Raw genomic sequence first — 16,266 nt, forward strand, 5'->3', positions numbered from 1 at the left:
TGCGGTATTCCGCCGCCGGATGGCAGGGCGACATGGATTTACCGCCGCAGCCGCTGATACCTTACGCCGACTGGTAACGAGGTAGAATCAGAAGGTTAAATCTCGGAAATTAAGTCCAGTAAATCAGCGTCGAGCATGTTCTCAACGCTGATTTACTCATTACTACTAAAGGAAGGGGCCCAGGTCGAAATATGATGTTTTAGAACATCACCTTATGACCATATTGCTCAAGAATCCCTTTTACGCGCTCCATGGTTTCTTTTTTCGGTGGTTTCACACCGTCGAGTTTGTACTCTTCGCCCATCGCCACCCACTTATGTTTGCCTAACTCATGGTAGGGGAGGAGCTCGATTTTTTCGACGTTACCCATATCGCGAGTAAATTCACCGAGGCGATGAGCTGAATCGTCATCGTCAGACCAGCCAGGTACTACGACATAACGTATCCAGACTTTCACATTTTTGTTCGCCAGATATTTAGCAAACTCGAGTGTACGATGGTTGGAAACGCCCACCAGATTCTGGTGGATTTCGTCGTTCATCTGTTTGAGATCAAGCATTACCAGGTCGGTCACTTCCAGCAGTTCATCAATTACTGGATCGTAACGACGAACAAAACCGTTAGTGTCCAGACAGGTATGAATGCCTTCTTTTTTGCAGGCGCGGAACCAGTCGCGAACGAACTCGGCTTGCAGGATTGCTTCACCGCCGGATGCGGTAACGCCGCCGCCGGAAGCGTTCATAAAGTGGCGATAGGTCACCACTTCCTTCATTAAATCTTCAACGGTAACTTCTTTACCGCCATGCGTGTCCCAGGTGTCGCGGTTATGACAATACAGGCAGCGCATCAGGCAGCCCTGGAAAAAGGTGATAAAGCGAATACCTGGACCGTCTACGGTTCCACAGGATTCAAAGGAGTGAATGCGACCAATAACTGACTTGGTAGCCCCCGCCGCAGCGGTATTTTCTGTTGTATTACAATTAGTTAAATTACTCATATCGCTTCAATTGGCTCTAGTTAACTCTGGTTTATGGACGCATTATGGACATTCCTGACACCGGGTTAAGAGTCACAGCATCTTGTAAGAAATCCGGTGCAAAGTGTGCGTAGGTCATAGTTTGCTGAATGTTAGAATGACCCAGGATGCGCTGCAATGTGATTATGTTACCTCCATTCATTATAAAATGTGTGGCAAATGTATGCCTCAAAACATGCACTGCCTGTCCGTCAGGTAAATCGGGTTTTACTTCCCTGAGAGCGTTGCGCACTTTGTAGTAACTGGCATTAAAAAGCCTGCCAGAATTTTTGGTTTTGATCCGTTTAATCAAGTCCTGCGAAACGGGAATTGTCCTGCGCTTTCCGTTTTTGGTTTTCATAAACGTAACCATTTGGTTAATGATGTGTTCAGCTTTTAAATTAGACACTTCACTCCAGCGTCCACCAGTAGAAAGGCAGACCAGAGTCGCATTTAATTCATCACCATCAAGCATGGATAGCAGCCGCGTAATCTCTTCACTGGACAAAAAAGCCATTTCCGTAACAGCTTCACGTAACCGCTTCACCTCACGGAACGGGTTGTGAGAGTGATATTCACCGGCGTCAATTAACTTGGTGAACATCCCGCTCATTATTGCCAGATGCCGATTTACGCTGGCTGGTTTTAGACCGTCGTTCATCATTACAACGCGATAATCAGTTATCGTTTTCTTTGTTAGCTGGTCCGCCCTGGACACTCCCATCTCAGCAAATTTGGCAATTATTGTCGTCAAACGCCCCCGTTCAATATCTCCACGCTCATGTGATTTTCCGTGATATATCCACCATCTGCCTAACAACTCTGTAAGAGTTCGGCGGTCGGCCGGCTTCTCCAACCACTCTTTGTTGTGGTAGTTAACCAGGACATGACGCTCGAATGCCTGGGCTTCACCTTTAGTTTTAAATTTCCGCCTGATACGTTTTCCATCTGCACCCTGCGGCCTGACGTCCACTTCATAACGACCATCATCGAGCTTTTTAATAGACATAAAGCCCTCCGATGACGCTGTTTACTTCTACTACTTGAAAATTAATGCAATTTTCTTTCGTACATTTACTGCACACATATGCTGAATAAATCGTCAGCCAGTCTTTTGGTCTGAGTGGTGCAAGGTTGTTGAGTCTTGCCCAATGTGTGCGAGCGCCGGGGCTATTTGTCCGGCAGCGGGATCTGTCTCATCAAACATGAACCAGTCACGGTATTTTCTGAACCTTTCTACTTTAAAAAACTTCTTAGCATTTTCTAGGGACATCATAGCCTTACCTGATTCATAACCTGCATATGTGGTGTAGTTGATGCCAGCTAGTTCAGCTACCTCCTTCATTTTCAGACGTTCAGACTCACGGATAAGCTTCAAACGTTCGCTAGTGTCAGTTGACATAAATTCTCTAACCTCGTATTCTTTTGCATAGTTGATATGATTTATCAGCATCTAACGACTCTAAATCGCTCTAGATCGCTGACATCAATGTGAGGATAGCAAAATGAATGTCGGATCTGAAATTTGTGACGAGAAAAGACAAGAAGTTTCTGCTCTTAAAAAAAACAAGCGTGATTCCATTAAGTTGGCTGCGGATCCGTCAGATTTACTGTCGAAAGAGGGTTTTGCTCTTTACATCGGTAAGACTCCTCGTGCGGTGGCTGAAATGGCACGAGCTGGAAAGCTGCCAGCATTCTATATGACAGACCCGTTAAAGCCGGGCGGTCACGCTGAGTTATGGATTAATCGTCGTGAGTGGGACAAATATGCAGCTCAACTAGTCGATGAAGCTCCGACAGAATGGCATGACTGGAAGAACCGCATAAGTTACAGCAAATCCAGACATGGCCACGCGGCCTAAGGAGGAGCCATGAGGCAAGATTTAAATAAAACATCGGTGACTATCATCAGAGGAAACCTTGAAGATGCATCACCATCTAACAGCCTGACTATTACGTATAGTGAGTTTGCTAATAGTACGAAAGAATATAAATCAGCCGATGAATTGAGAAAACAAAATATCATTTTGGATAATGATGAACTTGTTTTTATTAGTTCAGATGGTGATGAAGAAATTCTACGGCTGAATTTGAAATCTTTATTTCATGACTCTTTTTTGCGCATTAAATATGAATGCGTTGGTATGACCGTTCAAGAGCGCATGGAACTCGCTAAGGCTCTTCGTGAAACGATAATTTCTAAATCAGGCGATATAAATAGTATTAAATGGTCAATAGGGCTTGATGACTGGAAAAGTATTTTTGACATGATGACGCATCCGTATAAACAGCATACGGATGCAAGATGCTATTTTAAAAATGATTTATATCAATAAAGCCTTTGAGTTGGACTGGCTTTTTAGGGTGAATGATCTCTCTTAATTGAATAGTTAATTCATCCACTTTTTTAGCGTCCTCAAAATCTCCCATTGGAGTTGGTAGGGTATTTGCTAATGCAACCGCTTTTTCGAGAGTGGTTATAAGTTCGTCAATATTTTGATTATTCATTTATTACCTCGCTTGTGGTTGGTTGTTTTTGGCGATTCGATCTTACCACAAGACCATGTGCCGGACATGGCTAAAAACCGGCTCTGTTTCAGGAGGAGTTATGCAGGAACCTCGTTGTATTGCTCAGTTATTGCGTAACGAAAGCCCTAGGGCGATTGACTTCACCATCACCCACGGGAAAGGACGCAAGGGAATCATTATCCGCACCAAAAAACAGAGTTCGTTAAAGAAGGCTCTGACCTTTCTGAAAAGCCGGAGGGTCTGGAAATGACAGTGATGACGCTTAATCTCGTTGAAAAACAGCCAGCAGCTATGCGCCGGATAATTGGTAAGCATCTGGCCGTCCCTCGCTGGCAGGATACATGTGATTATTATAATCAGATGATGGAACGCGAACGGCTAACGGTTTGCTTTCATGCGCAGTTAAAACAGCGTCACGCAACGATGCGTTTTGAAGAAATGAACGACGTCGAACGTGAACGGCTGGTTTGTGCAATTGATGAATTGCGCGGGGCATTCTCAAAACGCCGTCAGGTTGGCGCAAGTGAGTATGCATATATTAGTTTTTTAACAGTCAGTCAGCGTCGCACTTTATTTATGCACGCACGGCTGACAGAAAAAGAATTTAACCAGCCATACTGGCGAATTAATGAAGAGTCATGTTACTGGCGTGATGCTTTATTCCGTGCATTACGTGAATTATTCAGTCTGTTTGAGTATGCACCGACAATTCTGACGTCGGTAAAACCAGAGCAATATCTGCATTAAGTAATTAACCAAAGTTTTTAACGCACTTAATCGTGCGGGGCTTCTTTTTGCCTGGAGAAAGTCATGCATACAGTTTCTGAAAATCAGTGCGGTAAATACGCATTAATGCTGCAACAGGCCAGAACCGAAGCACAGGCTGACGCAGCAACGCGCTTCTCTTCTCATCTTGACGCCATGATTCGCCACATCACAAAGGCGGAGTTATCCCGCGTGGAGATAGTCGAGTTGCTCAGTCAGGAGTCTGCCAAATTCCATAATCTAGGACTCAATAAATAACAGGAAAGTTGGAAATGACAAATACAAAATGGTTCAGGAAACGCTTAACAGATTATCAACTTTCATTACTTAAAAAATTAGATGACAAGACTCCACTACATCCTTCAAGCGATGTCTTCCGCTCCTGGCCTAGCCGTGTGGAAAAAACATTTATAGCAATGGGGAAATGGGGACTTGTGACCAAATCAAGAGAAGGTTTCTGTATTACCGATAATGGCCGGGAAATGATTGATTCTGCGGAGAGGGCATACAGCGAATGAAAAATATATTGCTTAATAACTGGCTGAAGATTTCAGTTATGAAAAACGGTGATTTGTCGCTAGCTGATATTAAACGCGATAAAAACACTGGGGATATGGTGGAATCAACTATAGCCATTTATGCGGATAAATTAAACCTCCTGTCTGATGTGGTCAATTTACTTGTTAAACGCGCTGTATTCCACAAGCAAATTTCCTCCGTGGATGAACTGACGAAATTAACGACAGAAATCACCAGCTATTGCGCTGATGAATTTAAAAACCTTAACGACAAAAGGAACTGGTAATGCCGGACAACGTAGATTTTATTCAGGAACAACAGGCTGAATTACTGGAGCGCCAGATTAACGCGGCAAGGGTAAAACATTGCGGTGCTTCTGCGCTGGTTTGCGAAGAGTGTGATGCACCAATACCTGCTGCCCGTCGTGCGGCTTATCCGTCAGCCACGCGTTGTGTTTCCTGTCAGTCAGTCTTTGAAGCAAAAAACAAACATTACCGGAGAACGGCATGAGTATTCGTATTGAAATTGGCGAACGTTATGTCGTTACCAGTGACAGCTTTCAGTTTATTCTCCACGAGAAAAAGAGAGCGGAAAGCGGTAAAAACGCCGGTCAGGAATGGCTGGCGGTGGTTGGTTATTACCCGAAATTAAGCCAGCTCGTTTCCGGCCTGATGCATCACGATATTCTGACCGGAAGCGCAAAGTCTTTTGCTGATTTAAACGCGCAGGTTGAGCAACTCAGCAGGCGTTGTTCAGAGGCTTTTGGCTCATATGGCCGTTAAAGCCTCCGGGCGTTTTGTCCCTCCGTCAGCATTTACCGCAGGCACCGGTAAGGCGTTTACCGGTGCTTATGCATGGAACGCGCCACGCGAGGCTGTCGGGCGCGAAAGACCCCTTACACGTGACGAGATACGTCAGGTGCAAGGTGTTTTATCCACGATTAACCGCCTGCCTTACTTTTTGCGTTCGCTGTTTACTTCACGCTATGACTACATCCGGCGCAATAAAAGCCCGGTGCACGGGTTTTATTTCCTCACATCCACTTTTCAGCGTCGTTTATGGCCGCGCATTGAGCGTGTGAATCAGCGCCATGAAATGAACACCGACGCGTCGTTGCTGTTTCTGGCAGAGCGTGACCACTATGCGCGCCTGCCGGGAATGAATGACAAGGAGCTGAAAAAGTTTGCCGCCCGTATCTCATCGCAGCTTTTCATGATGTATGAGGAACTCAGCGATGCCTGGGTGGATGCGCATGGCGAAAAAGTATCGCTGTTTACGGATGAGGCGCAGGCGCATCTGTATGGTCATGTTGCTGGCGCTGCACGTGCTTTCAATATTTCCCCGCTTTACTGGAAAAAATACCGTAAAGGACAGATGACCACGAGGCAGGCATATTCTGCCATTGCCCGTCTGTTTAACGATGAGTGGTGGACTCATCAGCTTAAAGGCCAGCGTATGCGCTGGCATGAGGCGTTATTGATAGCTGTCGGGGAGGTCAATAAAGACCGTTCTCCTTATGCCAGTAAACATGCCATTCGTGATGTGCGTGCGCGCCGTCAGGCAAATCTGGAGTTTCTTAAATCGTGTGACCTTGAAAACAGGGAAACCGGCGAACGCATCGACCTTATCAGTAAGGTGATGGGCAGTATTTCTAATCCTGAAATTCGCCGGATGGAGCTGATGAACACCATTGCCGGTATTGAGCGTTACGCCGCAGCAGAGGGTGATGTGGGGATGTTTATCACGCTGACCACGCCGTCAAAGTATCACCCGACACGTCAGGTCGGAAAAGGTGAAAGTAAAACCGTCCAGCTAAATCACGGCTGGAACGATGAGGCATTTAATCCAAAGGACGCGCAGCGTTATCTCTGCCGTATCTGGAGCCTGATGCGCACGGCATTCAAGGATAATGATTTACAGGTCTACGGTTTGCGAGTCGTCGAGCCACACCACGACGGAACGCCGCACTGGCATATGATGCTTTTTTGTAATCCACGCCAGCGTAACCAGATTATTGAAATCATGCGTCGCTATGCGCTCAAAGAGGATGGCGACGAAAGAGGAGCCGTGCGAAACCGTTTTCAGGCAAAACACCTTAACCGGGGCGGTGCTGCGGGATATATCGCGAAATACATCTCAAAAAACATCGACGGATATGCACTGGATGGTCAGCTCGATAACGATACCGGCAGGCCGCTGAAAGACACTGCAGCGGCTGTTACCGCATGGGCGTCAACGTGGCGTATCCCGCAATTTAAAACGGTTGGTCTGCCGACAATGGGGGCTTACCGTGAACTACGCAAATTGCCTCGTGGCGTCAGCATTGCTGATGAGTTTGACGAACGCGTCGAGGCTGCACGCGCCGCCGCAGACAGTGGTGATTTTGCGTTGTATATCAGCGCGCAGGGTGGGGCAAATGTCCCGCGCGATTGTCAGACTGTCAGGGTTGCCCGTAGCCCGTCGGATGACGTTAACGAGTATGAGGAAGAAGTCGAGAGAGTGGTCGGCATTTACGCGCCGCATCTCGGCGCGCGTCATATTCATATCACCAGAACCACGGACTGGCGCATTGTGCCGAAAGTTCCTGTCGTTGAGCCTTTGACTTTAAAAAGCGGCATCGCCGCGCCTCGGAGTCCTGTCAATAACTGTGGAAAGCTCACCGGTGGTGATACTTCGTTACCGGCTCCCACACCTTCTGAGCACGCCGCAGCAGTGCTTAATCTGGTAGATGACGGTGTTATCGAATGGAGTGACCCGGAGGTCGTGATGGCGCTCAGGGGCGCATTAAAACACGGACTGAGAACACCAAATCGTCAGCAAAGAAACGGAATCCCGTTAAAACCGCATGAAATTGCACCATCTGCCAGACTGACCAGGTCTGAACGATTGCAAATTACCCGTATCCGCGTTGACCTCGCTCAGAACGGTATCAGGCCGCAACGATGGGAGCTTGAGGCGCTGGCGCGTGGCGCGACCGTAAATTATGACGGGAAAAAATTCACGTATCCGGTTGCTGATGAGTGGCCGGGGTTCTCGTTACCCATTTGAGTAAAAACACAACGTGATTTGATATGGCATTGAATGGCTTATGCGGAGCAGTTATGGGGCAGCCGAAGGTCAATAGCATGCTGAATTAGAAGGCTAAATGCTATTGAGTGACTAGCATGTCGGTAAGGACAGCCGTTTGATCCGGGTCATAAAAGGCCATCCATTTAGTCTAATAAAATCATTGCGGGTAACCTTATGTCGACGCATAATTCGTCTTGAGCGAAGTCTTGTCAGTCTTTCATCGTATTGATGATGGGCGCAAAAAAACCACCCTGGCAGGTGGTTTTTTTGTTTGAAGCATATTAAAGCATAATGCTGACATTGATATTACTGACGTTTACTGACAAACCACTCGGACTACCGTTTGGATAGCCAAAGAGGGCCAGAACGAGAATGCAGTAATAGCATTTCTTCATATTGCCTCCTGTAAGTAGAGGGCAACTTCCACCGGTATATGCGCTTCTTAGGTGGAATGACTTTTGAGCGAAGTCTTGCCCTGAAATAATGCTCTGTTTAAACGCAAAGTGATTTGGCATATCACCGAACAGAGAGCCGGAAAAACACAACATATAGTATGTCGTTGTTTCTAGACATACATTCTATGTTGTGTAACAAGGGCTTTGCATTAAACATGTTTGAGATTTTATTGATGTAGCTCAAAGTAAAAAACAGAGACTACGGATGATAAGGTCTTGAAAGCAATGTAAATTTTTTAAGGTTGCCAATTGCTTAAAAATGTACAGTTGCGGTATGGCGTACTTAAAAAGCTATGCATGCAACAAGTGAATGTTTTTGCATGCGTTGGGGATGTCCGTTCAGGCTGCGTGCGGTCAGGACTGGTGCGGATCCATAGTATCTATGCAACTGCATTAAAACCGCCCCGTGAAGCGGGCGGGCGAGGCGGGGAAAGCACTGCGCGCTGGCGGTGGTGCTGATTTTATTTTTTCAGCGTCTGAGCGCGTCGTGATGGCGTTTAGATTGTGCGCCGGGGCGTTGGTGTGTCTGCGGGATGTTTTGTGCGGTGGTGAGCGTGTGAGGGCGTGATGACAGGGTGTAAAAAAGCCGCCCGCAGGCGGCGATGTTCAGCCGTTGTCAGTGTCCAGTGAGTAGTTTTTAAAGCGGATGACCTCCTGACCGAGCCAGCCGTTTATTTCCCGAATCCTGTCCTGTAACGGGATAAGCTCATTGCGGACAAAGACCTTTGCCACTTTCTCAATATCTCCCAGCGACCCGACGTTCTCCGGCTTGCCTCCCATCAACTGAAAGGGGATGCGGTGCGCGTCCAGCAGGTCAGCGGCGCTGGCTTTTTTGATATTAAAAAAATCGTCCTTCGTTGCCACTTCACTGAGCGGGATAATTTTAATGCCGTCGGCTTTCCCCTGTGGGGCATAGAGAAACAGATTTTTAAAGTTGTTGCGGCCTTTCGACTTCACCATGTTTTCGCGGAGCATTTCGATATCGTTGCGATCCTGCACGGCATCGGTGACGTACATGATGTATCCGGCATGTGCGCCGTTTTCGTAATACTTGCGGCGGAACAGCGTAGCCGACTCATTCAGCCAGGCAGAGTTAAGGGCGCTGAGATATTCCGGCAGGCCGTACAGCTCCTGATTAATATCCGGCTCCAGCAGGTGAAACACGGAGCCGGGCGCGAAGGCTGTCGGCTCGTTGAAGGACGGCACCCACCAGTACACATCCTCTTCCACACCACGGCGGGTATATTTTGCCGGTGAGGTTTCCAGTCTGATGACCTTACCGGTGGTGCTGTAACGCTTTTCCAGAAACGCATTACCGAACACCAGAAAATCCAGCACAAAGCGGCTGAAATCCTGCTGGGACAGCCACGGATGCGGGATAAATGTCGAGGCCAGAATATTACGTTTGACGTAAATCGGGGAGCTGTGATGCACGGCAGCACGCAGGCTTTTTGCCAGACCGGTAAAGCTGACCGGTGGCTCATACCATCTGCCGTTACTGGTGCACTCGACGTAATCCAGAATGTCACGGCGGTCGAGTACCGGCACCGGCTCACCAAAGGTGAATGCCTCCATTTTCGGGGCGCTGGCGGTCATTTTTTTTGCCGCAGGTTGCGGTGTTTTCCCTTTTTTCTTGCTCATCAGTAAAACTCCAGAATGGTGGATGTCAGCGGGGTGCTGATACCGGCGGTGAGTGGCTCATTTAACAGGGCGTGCATGGTCGCCCAGGCGAGGTCGGCGTGGCTGGCTTCCTCGCTGCGGCTGGCCTCATAGGTGGCGCTGCGTCCGCTGCTGGTCATGGTCTTGCGGATAGCCATAAACGAGCTGGTGATGTCGGTGGCGCTGACGTCATATTCCAGACAGCCACGGCGGATGACGTCTTTTGCCTTGAGCACCATTGCGGTTTTCATTTCCGGCGTGTAGCGGATGTCGCGCGCGGCGGGATAGAACGAGCGCACGAGCTGGAACACGCCGACACCGAGGCCGGTGGCATCAATACCGATGTATTCGACGTTGTATTTTTCGGTGAGTTTGCGGATGGATTCCGCCTGAGTGGCAAAGTCCATGCCTTTCCACTGGTGACGCTCAAGTATTCTGAATTTGCCACCGGCCACCACCGGCGGTGCCAGCACCACGCATCCGGCGCTGTCGCCACGGTGTGACGGGTCGTAACCAATCCATACCGGGCGGGAGCCGAACGGATTGGCGGCAAAGGGGGCATAGTCTTCCCATTCTTCCAGCGTGTCGACCATGCAGCGTTGCAGCTCCTCGAACGGGAACACCGACGCCTTGTCGTCAACAAATTCACACATGAACAGGTTTTTAAAATCGTCGGCGCTGTTTTCACGTTTGAGCTGCTCAATGTCGAACAGTGTGCAGCCACCTTTCAGGGCATCTTCAATGGTGACAATCTGCCGCCACTGGCCGTCCGCACAGAGAAGACCTCCGGCAAGGGCGTTATGACTGACGTCGATTTCCACGCGTTCGGCGGCGCTGGCGCGTCCCCGGTTGAACAGTTCACCTGACCAGAACGGGTAGGCGTCGTGCGCCAGCGTGGACGGGGTGGAGAAATAGGTCGAGCGCAGGTGACTCTGTGAGGCCATACCTGATGCCACCTTACGCAGTACCTGAAAATTCGGGATCCAGAAAATCTCATCGACGTACAGGTCGCCGTTATGGCTCTGCGCGGTGTTGGAGTTAGTGCCGAGAAAAATCAGTTTTGCGCCGTTATTGCCCAGGACAATCGGGTCACCGGTCAGGTCAACGTCAACCAGACGGGCAAAGGCGATGATGTATTCGCGGAACACATACGCCTGCGTTTTACTGGCCGACAGAAAAATCTGGTTATGACCGGTTTTCAGGGCGCGCAGCAGCGCCTCGCGGGAAAAATAAAACGTCGCGCCAATCTGGCGGGATTTCAGGATATCGCGGATGCGGTGCTCAAGCCCGGCGCGATACCAGTGCAACTGATAGTCGAAAGACTGCTCAAAGAAAATCTGCTCCAGCTTTTCGATGGCCTCGTCACTGAAAAAATTCTTTTTCGGTTTGCGCCGCCCGCCTTTGTTGCGGTTAGCGACGTTCGGATTAAGGTCTGCCTCGTTGCCGGTCTGACTGTAGCGGTTGACCCGCGCCAGTCGTTCAATCTGGCGTCCCAGCAGGTCAATTTCCTTGAAATCACCGCCGGTTTTCTGCGGTTTGATGATGAGCTGGGTCAGCCGCGCTTCCAGGCTCATTTCGACACGGCTGATGGGGGCAACGCTGTCCCAGCCGTCGCGCTGTTTCCAGCTCTGCACCGTCGGGCGTTTCATCTGCAACATGGCGGCAATCTGCGGCACGGAAAACCCCTGCCAGTACAGCAGCGCCGCCTGACGACGCGGGTCGTGTAAAAGAGTGGTGTCTGTGGTGATGGTCATGAATACCTCGCCGTGATGAATACACGGCAAGGCTACTGAGTCGCGTCCCGCGATTCGCTAAGGTGCTGTTGTGTCAGTGATAAGCCATCCGGGACTGATGGCGGAGGATGCGCATCGTCGGGAAACTGATGCCGACATGTGACTCCTCTAATCACTATTCAGGACTCCTGACAATGGCAAAAAAAGTCTCAAAATTCTTTCGTATCGGCGTTGAGGGTGACACCTGTGACGGGCGTGTCATCAGTGCGCAGGATATTCAGGAAATGGCCGAAACCTTTGACCCGCGTGTCTATGGTTGCCGTATTAACCTGGAACATCTGCGCGGCATCCTGCCTGACGGTATTTTTAAGCGTTATGGCGATGTGGCCGAACTGAAGGCCGAAAAGATTGACGATGATTCGGCGCTGAAAGGCAAATGGGCGCTGTTTGCGAAAATCACCCCGACCGATGACCTTATCGCGATGAACAAGGCCGCGCAGAAGGTTTATACCTCAATGGAAATTCAGCCGAACTTTGCCAACACCGGCAAATGTTATCTGGTGGGGCTGGCCGTCACCGATGACCCGGCAAGCCTCGGTACGGAATACCTGGAATTCTGCCGCACGGCAAAACACAACCCCCTGAACCGCTTCAAATTAAGCCCTGAAAACCTGATTTCAGTGGCAACGCCAGTTGAGCTGGAATTTGAAGACCTGCCTGAAACCGTGTTCACCGCTCTGACCGAAAAGGTGAAATCCATTTTTGGCCGCAAACAGGCCAGCGATGACGCCCGTCTGAATGACGTGCATGAAGCGGTGACCGCTGTTGCTGAACATGTGCAGGAAAAACTGAGCGCCACTGAGCAGCGCCTCGCTGAGGTGGAAACCGCCTTTTCCGCACTTAAGCAGGAGGTGACTGACAGGGCGGATGAAACCAGTCAGGCATTCAGCCGCCTGAAAAACAGTCTCGACCACACCGAAAGTCTGACCCAGCAGCGCCGCAGCAAGGCCACCGGTGGTGGCGGTGACGCCCTGATGACGAACTGCTGACCGGCGTCAGTCAGTCCGGGAAAACCTTCACGATTAACCCTTAATTTCAGGAAAAACTATGCGCCAGGAAACCCGCTTTAAATTTAATGCCTACCTGTCCCGTGTTGCCGAACTGAACGGCATCGACGCCGGTGATGTGTCGAAAAAATTCACCGTTGAACCGTCGGTCACCCAGACCCTGATGAACACCATGCAGGAGTCCTCTGACTTTCTGACCCGCATCAACATTGTGCCGGTCAGCGAAATGAAAGGGGAAAAAATTGGCATCGGTGTCACCGGCTCCATTGCCAGCACCACCGACACCGCCGGTGGCACCGAGCGTCAGCCGAAGGACTTCTCGAAGCTGGCGTCCAACAAGTACGAATGCGACCAGATTAACTTCGATTTTTATATCCGCTACAAAACGCTGGACCTGTGGGCGCGTTATCAGGATTTCCAGCTCCGTATCCGTAACGCCATTATCAAACGCCAGTCCCTTGATTTCATCATGGCCGGTTTTAACGGCGTGAAGCGTGCCGAAACCTCTGACCGCAGCAGCAATCCGATGCTGCAGGATGTGGCAGTCGGCTGGCTGCAGAAATACCGCAATGAAGCACCGGCGCGCGTGATGAGCAAGGTCACTGACGAGGAAGGTCACACGACCTCTGAGGTCATCCGCGTGGGTAAGGGCGGTGATTATGCCAGCCTTGATGCACTGGTGATGGATGCGACCAACAACCTGATTGAACCGTGGTATCAGGAAGACCCTGACCTTGTGGTGATAGTGGGACGTCAGTTACTGGCGGACAAGTATTTCCCCATCGTTAACAAGGAGCAGGACAACAGCGAAATGCTGGCCGCTGACGTCATCATCAGCCAGAAACGCATCGGTAACCTGCCGGCGGTACGCGTCCCGTACTTCCCGGCGGATGCGATGCTCATCACGAAGCTGGAAAACCTGTCCATCTACTACATGGATGACAGCCATCGCCGCGTGATTGAGGAAAACCCGAAACTCGACCGCGTGGAGAACTACGAGTCAATGAACATTGATTACGTGGTGGAAGACTACGCCGCCGGTTGTCTGGTGGAAAAAATTAAGGTCGGTGATTTCTCCACACCGGCTAAGGCGACCGCAGAGCCGGGAGCGTAACCGATGACGAGTCCCGCACAGCGCCACATGATGCGGGTCTCGGCAGCGATGACCGCGCAGCGGGAAGCCGCCCCGCTGCGACATGCAACTGTCTATGAGCAGATGCTGGTTAAGCTCGCCGCAGACCAGCGCACACTGAAAGCGATTTATTCAAAAGAGCTGAAGGCCGCGAAAAAACGCGAACTGCTGCCGTTCTGGTTGCCGTGGGTGAACGGCGTGCTGGAGCAGGGCAAAGGTGCACAGGATGACATTCTGATGACGGTCATGCTATGGCGTCTGGATACCGGCGATATTGCCGGTGCGCTGGAGATTGCCCGTTATGCCCTGAAGTACGGTCTGACCATGCCGGGTAAACACCGCCGCACCCCGCCGTACATGTTCACCGAGGAGGTCGCGCTCGCGGCCATGCGCGCCCACGCTGCCGGTGAGTCTGTGGATACCCGCCTGCTGACGGAGACCCTTGAACTGACTGCCGCTGCTGACATGCCTGATGAAGTGCGCGCAAAGCTGCACAAAATCACCGGTCTGTTTCTGCGTGACGGTGGTGATGCCGCCGGTGCGCTGGCTCACCTGCAACGTGCGACACAGCTCGACTGTCAGGCAGGCGTCAAAAAAGAGATTGAACGACTGGAGCGGGAGCTGAAACCGAAGCCGGAGCCGCAGCCAAAAGCGGTCACCCGCGCCCCGCGTAAGACCCGGAGCGTGACACCGGCAAAACGTGGACGCCCGAAAAAGAAAGCCAGTTAACAACCGAATGCGCCCCGCGCCAGGGCGGCACGCCGGTCAGTGCGGGTGAATCACCTGACACTGCACCGGCGTCCACCGCCCGACTTTTCAGAGGTAGTCATGATGACGCTGATTATTCCGCGAAAGGAGGCTCCCGTGTCCGGTGAGGGTACGGTGGTCATCCCGCAACCGGCAGGCGACGAGCCGGTGATTAAAAACACGTTCTTTTTTCCCGATATCGACCCGAAGCGCGTCCGGGAACGTATGCGCCTTGAGCAGACCGTCGCCCCCGCCCGTCTGCGTGAGGCCATCAAGTCAGGCATGGCAGAGACGAATGCGGAGCTGTACGAGTACCGCGAACAGAAAATTGCTGCCGGTTTTACGCGTCTGGCGGACGTTCCGGCGGACGACATCGACGGTGAAAGTATCAAAGTTTTTTACTACGAGCGCGCCGTGTGTGCGATGGCGACCGCGTCGCTTTATGAGCGTTATCGCGGCGTGGATGCCAGTGCGAAAGGCGACAAGAAGGCCGACAGCATTGACAGCACCATTGATGAGTTGTGGCGGGATATGCGCTGGGCAGTGGCGCGCATCCAGGACAAGCCGCGCTGCATCGTGAGTCAAATCTGATGAAGACCTTTGCGCTACAGGGCGACACGCTCGACGCCATTTGTGTCCGGTATTACGGGCGCACTGAGGGCGTGGTTGAGACCGTGCTCGCCGCAAATCCGGGACTGGCTGAACTGGGGGCGGTGCTGCCGCACGGCACCGCCGTCGAACTGCCCGACGTTCAGACCGCGCCCGTGGCTGAAACTGTCAATCTGTGGGAGTAACGCATGACAGCAGAAGAAAAAAGCGTCCTGTCGCTTTTCATGATTGGGGTGCTGATTGTTGTCGGCAAGGTGCTTGCCGGTGGTGAACCCATCACCCCGCGTCTTTTTATCGGGCGCATGTTGCTCGGTGGTTTTGTCTCGATGGTTGCCGGTGTTGTTCTGGTGCAGTTCCCTGACCTGTCACTGCCTGCGGTGTGCGGCATCGGCTCCATGCTGGGTATCGCCGGTTATCAGGTGATTGAGATTGCCATTCAGCGCCGCTTTAAGGGCAGGGGGAAACCGTAATGCCGGTAATTAACACGCATCAGAATATCGCCGCCTTTCTCGACATGCTGGCCGTGTCCGAAGGGACGGCGAATCATCCGCTGACGAAAAACCGGGGCTATGACGTGATAGTCACCGGACTGGACGGAAAGCCGGAAATCTTCACCGACTACAGTGACCACCCGTTCGCACATGGCCGACCGGCGAAGGTGTTTAACCGTCGCGGTGAAAAATCCACGGCCTCCGGTCGCTATCAGCAGCTTTACCTGTTCTGGCCGCACTACCGCAAACAGCTTGCCCTGCCGGATTTCAGTCCGTTGTCACAGGACAGACTCGCCATTCAGTTGATCCGCGAACGCGGTGCGCTGGATGACATCCGGGCGGGGCGCATTGAGCGCGCCATTTCACGCTGTCGCAATATCTGGGCGTCCCTGCCGGGTGCCGGTTACGGTCAGCGTGAGCATTCACTGGAAAAACTGGTCACCGTCTGGCGTACCGCTGGCGGCGTACCGGCTTAA

The 16,266-nt window shown here is 51.2% G+C and carries 23 protein-coding genes and 1 pseudogene; 18 read left to right on the forward strand and 6 right to left on the reverse strand.

Translation table 11 applies throughout. The annotated features are described in order from the left end of the window. Window positions 1-77, forward strand: a pseudogene (locus A7Z29_RS23980) (hypothetical protein); the annotation flags it as partial. Window positions 78-199: 122 nt separating this feature from the next. Here the strand turns inward: A7Z29_RS23980 and pflA are convergent. The 3 genes from pflA to A7Z29_RS00020 all read right to left on the reverse strand — a co-directional run bounded on the left by pflA (window position 200) and on the right by A7Z29_RS00020 (window position 2,417). Next, the gene (gene pflA, locus A7Z29_RS00010) at window positions 200-997 is read right to left on the reverse strand and encodes a pyruvate formate lyase 1-activating protein (RefSeq protein WP_000067977.1); all 798 of its coding nucleotides are present in this window, start codon (window positions 995-997) and stop codon (window positions 200-202) included. A 31-nt stretch (window positions 998-1,028) separates the two neighbouring features. Next, entirely contained in the window at window positions 1,029-2,024 is a 996-nt protein-coding gene (locus A7Z29_RS00015) for a phage integrase (RefSeq protein WP_000023391.1), read from the reverse strand. A gap of 93 nt (window positions 2,025-2,117) precedes the next feature. Further along, window positions 2,118-2,417 (reverse strand): helix-turn-helix domain-containing protein, encoded by a 300-nt coding sequence (locus A7Z29_RS00020; RefSeq protein ID WP_024164825.1) that lies wholly within the window; start codon window positions 2,415-2,417, stop codon window positions 2,118-2,120. A 103-nt stretch (window positions 2,418-2,520) separates the two neighbouring features. Here A7Z29_RS00020 and A7Z29_RS00025 point away from each other — a divergent pair, with 103 nt between their 5' ends. Further along, the gene (locus tag A7Z29_RS00025) at window positions 2,521-2,877 is read left to right on the forward strand and encodes a Cox family DNA-binding protein (protein WP_001100582.1); all 357 of its coding nucleotides are present in this window, start codon (window positions 2,521-2,523) and stop codon (window positions 2,875-2,877) included. A gap of 9 nt (window positions 2,878-2,886) precedes the next feature. Then, window positions 2,887-3,351: a hypothetical protein gene (locus A7Z29_RS00030; protein ID WP_001248439.1), complete on the forward strand. Its 465-nt coding sequence runs from the start codon at window positions 2,887-2,889 to the stop codon at window positions 3,349-3,351. Here the strand turns inward: A7Z29_RS00030 and A7Z29_RS00035 are convergent. Further along, the gene (locus A7Z29_RS00035; protein WP_001064716.1) at window positions 3,329-3,523 is read right to left on the reverse strand and encodes a hypothetical protein; all 195 of its coding nucleotides are present in this window, start codon (window positions 3,521-3,523) and stop codon (window positions 3,329-3,331) included. The two genes, A7Z29_RS00030 and A7Z29_RS00035, sit on opposite strands and share 23 nt — an antisense overlap. A 100-nt stretch (window positions 3,524-3,623) precedes the next feature. On the opposite strand from A7Z29_RS00035, the gene A7Z29_RS23450 reads away from it, so the two are divergent. The 8 genes from A7Z29_RS23450 to A7Z29_RS00070 all read left to right on the forward strand — a co-directional run bounded on the left by A7Z29_RS23450 (window position 3,624) and on the right by A7Z29_RS00070 (window position 7,876). Next, window positions 3,624-3,794 carry a hypothetical protein gene (locus tag A7Z29_RS23450; protein ID WP_001157772.1) on the forward strand — a complete coding sequence of 57 codons (171 nt, stop codon included), beginning with the start codon at window positions 3,624-3,626 and terminating at the stop codon, window positions 3,792-3,794. Then, a complete protein-coding gene (locus tag A7Z29_RS00040; protein WP_000217671.1) occupies window positions 3,791-4,291 on the forward strand; it encodes a hypothetical protein in 501 nt (166 codons plus the stop codon). Before A7Z29_RS23450 ends, A7Z29_RS00040 begins: the two co-directional genes overlap by 4 nt. A gap of 63 nt (window positions 4,292-4,354) precedes the next feature. After that, entirely contained in the window at window positions 4,355-4,567 is a 213-nt protein-coding gene (locus A7Z29_RS00045; RefSeq protein WP_000557709.1) for a DUF2732 family protein, read from the forward strand. A 14-nt stretch (window positions 4,568-4,581) separates the two neighbouring features. Beyond that, on the forward strand, window positions 4,582-4,827 hold the full coding sequence (locus A7Z29_RS00050; protein WP_105281591.1) for a hypothetical protein: 246 nt from the start codon (window positions 4,582-4,584) through the stop codon (window positions 4,825-4,827). Next, complete coding sequence (locus A7Z29_RS00055; protein WP_000789844.1) at window positions 4,824-5,114, forward strand: DUF5405 family protein; 291 nt, start codon at window positions 4,824-4,826, stop codon at window positions 5,112-5,114. The genes A7Z29_RS00050 and A7Z29_RS00055 overlap by 4 nt, the downstream gene beginning before the upstream one ends. After that, entirely contained in the window at window positions 5,114-5,338 is a 225-nt protein-coding gene (locus tag A7Z29_RS00060; protein WP_001113264.1) for a TraR/DksA C4-type zinc finger protein, read from the forward strand. Before A7Z29_RS00055 ends, A7Z29_RS00060 begins: the two co-directional genes overlap by 1 nt. After that, a complete protein-coding gene (locus A7Z29_RS00065; protein ID WP_000027667.1) occupies window positions 5,335-5,610 on the forward strand; it encodes a DUF5405 family protein in 276 nt (91 codons plus the stop codon). Before A7Z29_RS00060 ends, A7Z29_RS00065 begins: the two co-directional genes overlap by 4 nt. Then, window positions 5,600-7,876, forward strand: a complete 2,277-nt coding sequence (locus A7Z29_RS00070; protein WP_105289651.1) for a replication endonuclease — start codon at window positions 5,600-5,602, stop codon at window positions 7,874-7,876. Before A7Z29_RS00065 ends, A7Z29_RS00070 begins: the two co-directional genes overlap by 11 nt. 1,082 nt (window positions 7,877-8,958) lie before the next feature. On the opposite strand, the gene A7Z29_RS00075 is transcribed toward A7Z29_RS00070, so the two are convergent. Together A7Z29_RS00075 and A7Z29_RS00080 are read right to left on the reverse strand one after the other, a co-directional pair. Further along, a complete protein-coding gene (locus A7Z29_RS00075) occupies window positions 8,959-9,993 on the reverse strand; it encodes a phage portal protein (protein ID WP_042036491.1) in 1,035 nt (344 codons plus the stop codon). Next, window positions 9,993-11,765, reverse strand: coding sequence for a terminase ATPase subunit family protein (locus tag A7Z29_RS00080; RefSeq protein WP_000156861.1), 1,773 nt, complete (start codon window positions 11,763-11,765; stop codon window positions 9,993-9,995). Before A7Z29_RS00080 ends, A7Z29_RS00075 begins: the two co-directional genes overlap by 1 nt. A gap of 173 nt (window positions 11,766-11,938) precedes the next feature. Here A7Z29_RS00080 and A7Z29_RS00085 point away from each other — a divergent pair, with 173 nt between their 5' ends. From A7Z29_RS00085 to A7Z29_RS00115, 7 genes are all read left to right on the forward strand, one after another. Continuing rightward, window positions 11,939-12,793, forward strand: coding sequence for a GPO family capsid scaffolding protein (locus A7Z29_RS00085; RefSeq protein WP_001543014.1), 855 nt, complete (start codon window positions 11,939-11,941; stop codon window positions 12,791-12,793). A 58-nt stretch (window positions 12,794-12,851) separates the two neighbouring features. Beyond that, on the forward strand, window positions 12,852-13,925 hold the full coding sequence (locus A7Z29_RS00090; protein WP_001248553.1) for a phage major capsid protein, P2 family: 1,074 nt from the start codon (window positions 12,852-12,854) through the stop codon (window positions 13,923-13,925). Between the two features lie 3 nt (window positions 13,926-13,928). Next, complete coding sequence (locus A7Z29_RS00095; protein ID WP_048228336.1) at window positions 13,929-14,672, forward strand: phage terminase small subunit; 744 nt, start codon at window positions 13,929-13,931, stop codon at window positions 14,670-14,672. Window positions 14,673-14,771: 99 nt separating this feature from the next. After that, window positions 14,772-15,281, forward strand: coding sequence for a head completion/stabilization protein (locus tag A7Z29_RS00100; RefSeq protein ID WP_000988633.1), 510 nt, complete (start codon window positions 14,772-14,774; stop codon window positions 15,279-15,281). Beyond that, the gene (locus tag A7Z29_RS00105) at window positions 15,281-15,484 is read left to right on the forward strand and encodes a tail protein X (RefSeq protein ID WP_000846409.1); all 204 of its coding nucleotides are present in this window, start codon (window positions 15,281-15,283) and stop codon (window positions 15,482-15,484) included. Before A7Z29_RS00100 ends, A7Z29_RS00105 begins: the two co-directional genes overlap by 1 nt. Before the next feature lie 3 nt (window positions 15,485-15,487). After that, window positions 15,488-15,769, forward strand: coding sequence for a phage holin family protein (locus A7Z29_RS00110; RefSeq protein ID WP_000123123.1), 282 nt, complete (start codon window positions 15,488-15,490; stop codon window positions 15,767-15,769). Then, window positions 15,769-16,266 carry a glycoside hydrolase family 24 protein gene (locus A7Z29_RS00115; protein ID WP_001144101.1) on the forward strand — a complete coding sequence of 166 codons (498 nt, stop codon included), beginning with the start codon at window positions 15,769-15,771 and terminating at the stop codon, window positions 16,264-16,266. The genes A7Z29_RS00110 and A7Z29_RS00115 overlap by 1 nt, the downstream gene beginning before the upstream one ends.

Source organism: Escherichia sp. MOD1-EC6842 (genome assembly GCF_002965705.1).
In the GTDB taxonomy this organism is placed as follows: Bacteria; Pseudomonadota; Gammaproteobacteria; order Enterobacterales; family Enterobacteriaceae; genus Escherichia; species Escherichia ruysiae.

Bases quoted from the DNA above. Each gene is read 5' to 3' on its own strand.
- A7Z29_RS00065 (WP_000027667.1), top strand. From the start codon at position 5,335: ATGAGTATTCGTATTGAAATTGGCGAACGTTATGTCGTTACCAGTGAC.
- A7Z29_RS00075 (WP_042036491.1), bottom strand. From the start codon at position 9,993: ATGAGCAAGAAAAAAGGGAAAACACCGCAACCTGCGGCAAAAAAAATG.
- A7Z29_RS00045 (WP_000557709.1), top strand. From the start codon at position 4,355: ATGCATACAGTTTCTGAAAATCAGTGCGGTAAATACGCATTAATGCTG.
- A7Z29_RS00060 (WP_001113264.1), top strand. From the start codon at position 5,114: ATGCCGGACAACGTAGATTTTATTCAGGAACAACAGGCTGAATTACTG.
- A7Z29_RS00095 (WP_048228336.1), top strand. From the start codon at position 13,929: ATGACGAGTCCCGCACAGCGCCACATGATGCGGGTCTCGGCAGCGATG.
- A7Z29_RS00030 (WP_001248439.1), top strand. From the start codon at position 2,887: ATGAGGCAAGATTTAAATAAAACATCGGTGACTATCATCAGAGGAAAC.
- A7Z29_RS00080 (WP_000156861.1), bottom strand. From the start codon at position 11,765: ATGACCATCACCACAGACACCACTCTTTTACACGACCCGCGTCGTCAG.
- A7Z29_RS00015 (WP_000023391.1), bottom strand. From the start codon at position 2,024: ATGTCTATTAAAAAGCTCGATGATGGTCGTTATGAAGTGGACGTCAGG.
- A7Z29_RS00115 (WP_001144101.1), top strand. From the start codon at position 15,769: ATGCCGGTAATTAACACGCATCAGAATATCGCCGCCTTTCTCGACATG.
- A7Z29_RS00100 (WP_000988633.1), top strand. From the start codon at position 14,772: ATGATGACGCTGATTATTCCGCGAAAGGAGGCTCCCGTGTCCGGTGAG.
- A7Z29_RS00090 (WP_001248553.1), top strand. From the start codon at position 12,852: ATGCGCCAGGAAACCCGCTTTAAATTTAATGCCTACCTGTCCCGTGTT.
- pflA (WP_000067977.1), bottom strand. From the start codon at position 997: ATGAGTAATTTAACTAATTGTAATACAACAGAAAATACCGCTGCGGCG.
- A7Z29_RS00050 (WP_105281591.1), top strand. From the start codon at position 4,582: ATGACAAATACAAAATGGTTCAGGAAACGCTTAACAGATTATCAACTT.
- A7Z29_RS00020 (WP_024164825.1), bottom strand. From the start codon at position 2,417: ATGTCAACTGACACTAGCGAACGTTTGAAGCTTATCCGTGAGTCTGAA.
- A7Z29_RS00025 (WP_001100582.1), top strand. From the start codon at position 2,521: ATGAATGTCGGATCTGAAATTTGTGACGAGAAAAGACAAGAAGTTTCT.
- A7Z29_RS00055 (WP_000789844.1), top strand. From the start codon at position 4,824: ATGAAAAATATATTGCTTAATAACTGGCTGAAGATTTCAGTTATGAAA.
- A7Z29_RS23450 (WP_001157772.1), top strand. From the start codon at position 3,624: ATGCAGGAACCTCGTTGTATTGCTCAGTTATTGCGTAACGAAAGCCCT.
- A7Z29_RS00105 (WP_000846409.1), top strand. From the start codon at position 15,281: ATGAAGACCTTTGCGCTACAGGGCGACACGCTCGACGCCATTTGTGTC.
- A7Z29_RS00035 (WP_001064716.1), bottom strand. From the start codon at position 3,523: ATGAATAATCAAAATATTGACGAACTTATAACCACTCTCGAAAAAGCG.
- A7Z29_RS00110 (WP_000123123.1), top strand. From the start codon at position 15,488: ATGACAGCAGAAGAAAAAAGCGTCCTGTCGCTTTTCATGATTGGGGTG.
- A7Z29_RS00040 (WP_000217671.1), top strand. From the start codon at position 3,791: ATGACAGTGATGACGCTTAATCTCGTTGAAAAACAGCCAGCAGCTATG.
- A7Z29_RS00085 (WP_001543014.1), top strand. From the start codon at position 11,939: ATGGCAAAAAAAGTCTCAAAATTCTTTCGTATCGGCGTTGAGGGTGAC.
- A7Z29_RS00070 (WP_105289651.1), top strand. From the start codon at position 5,600: ATGGCCGTTAAAGCCTCCGGGCGTTTTGTCCCTCCGTCAGCATTTACC.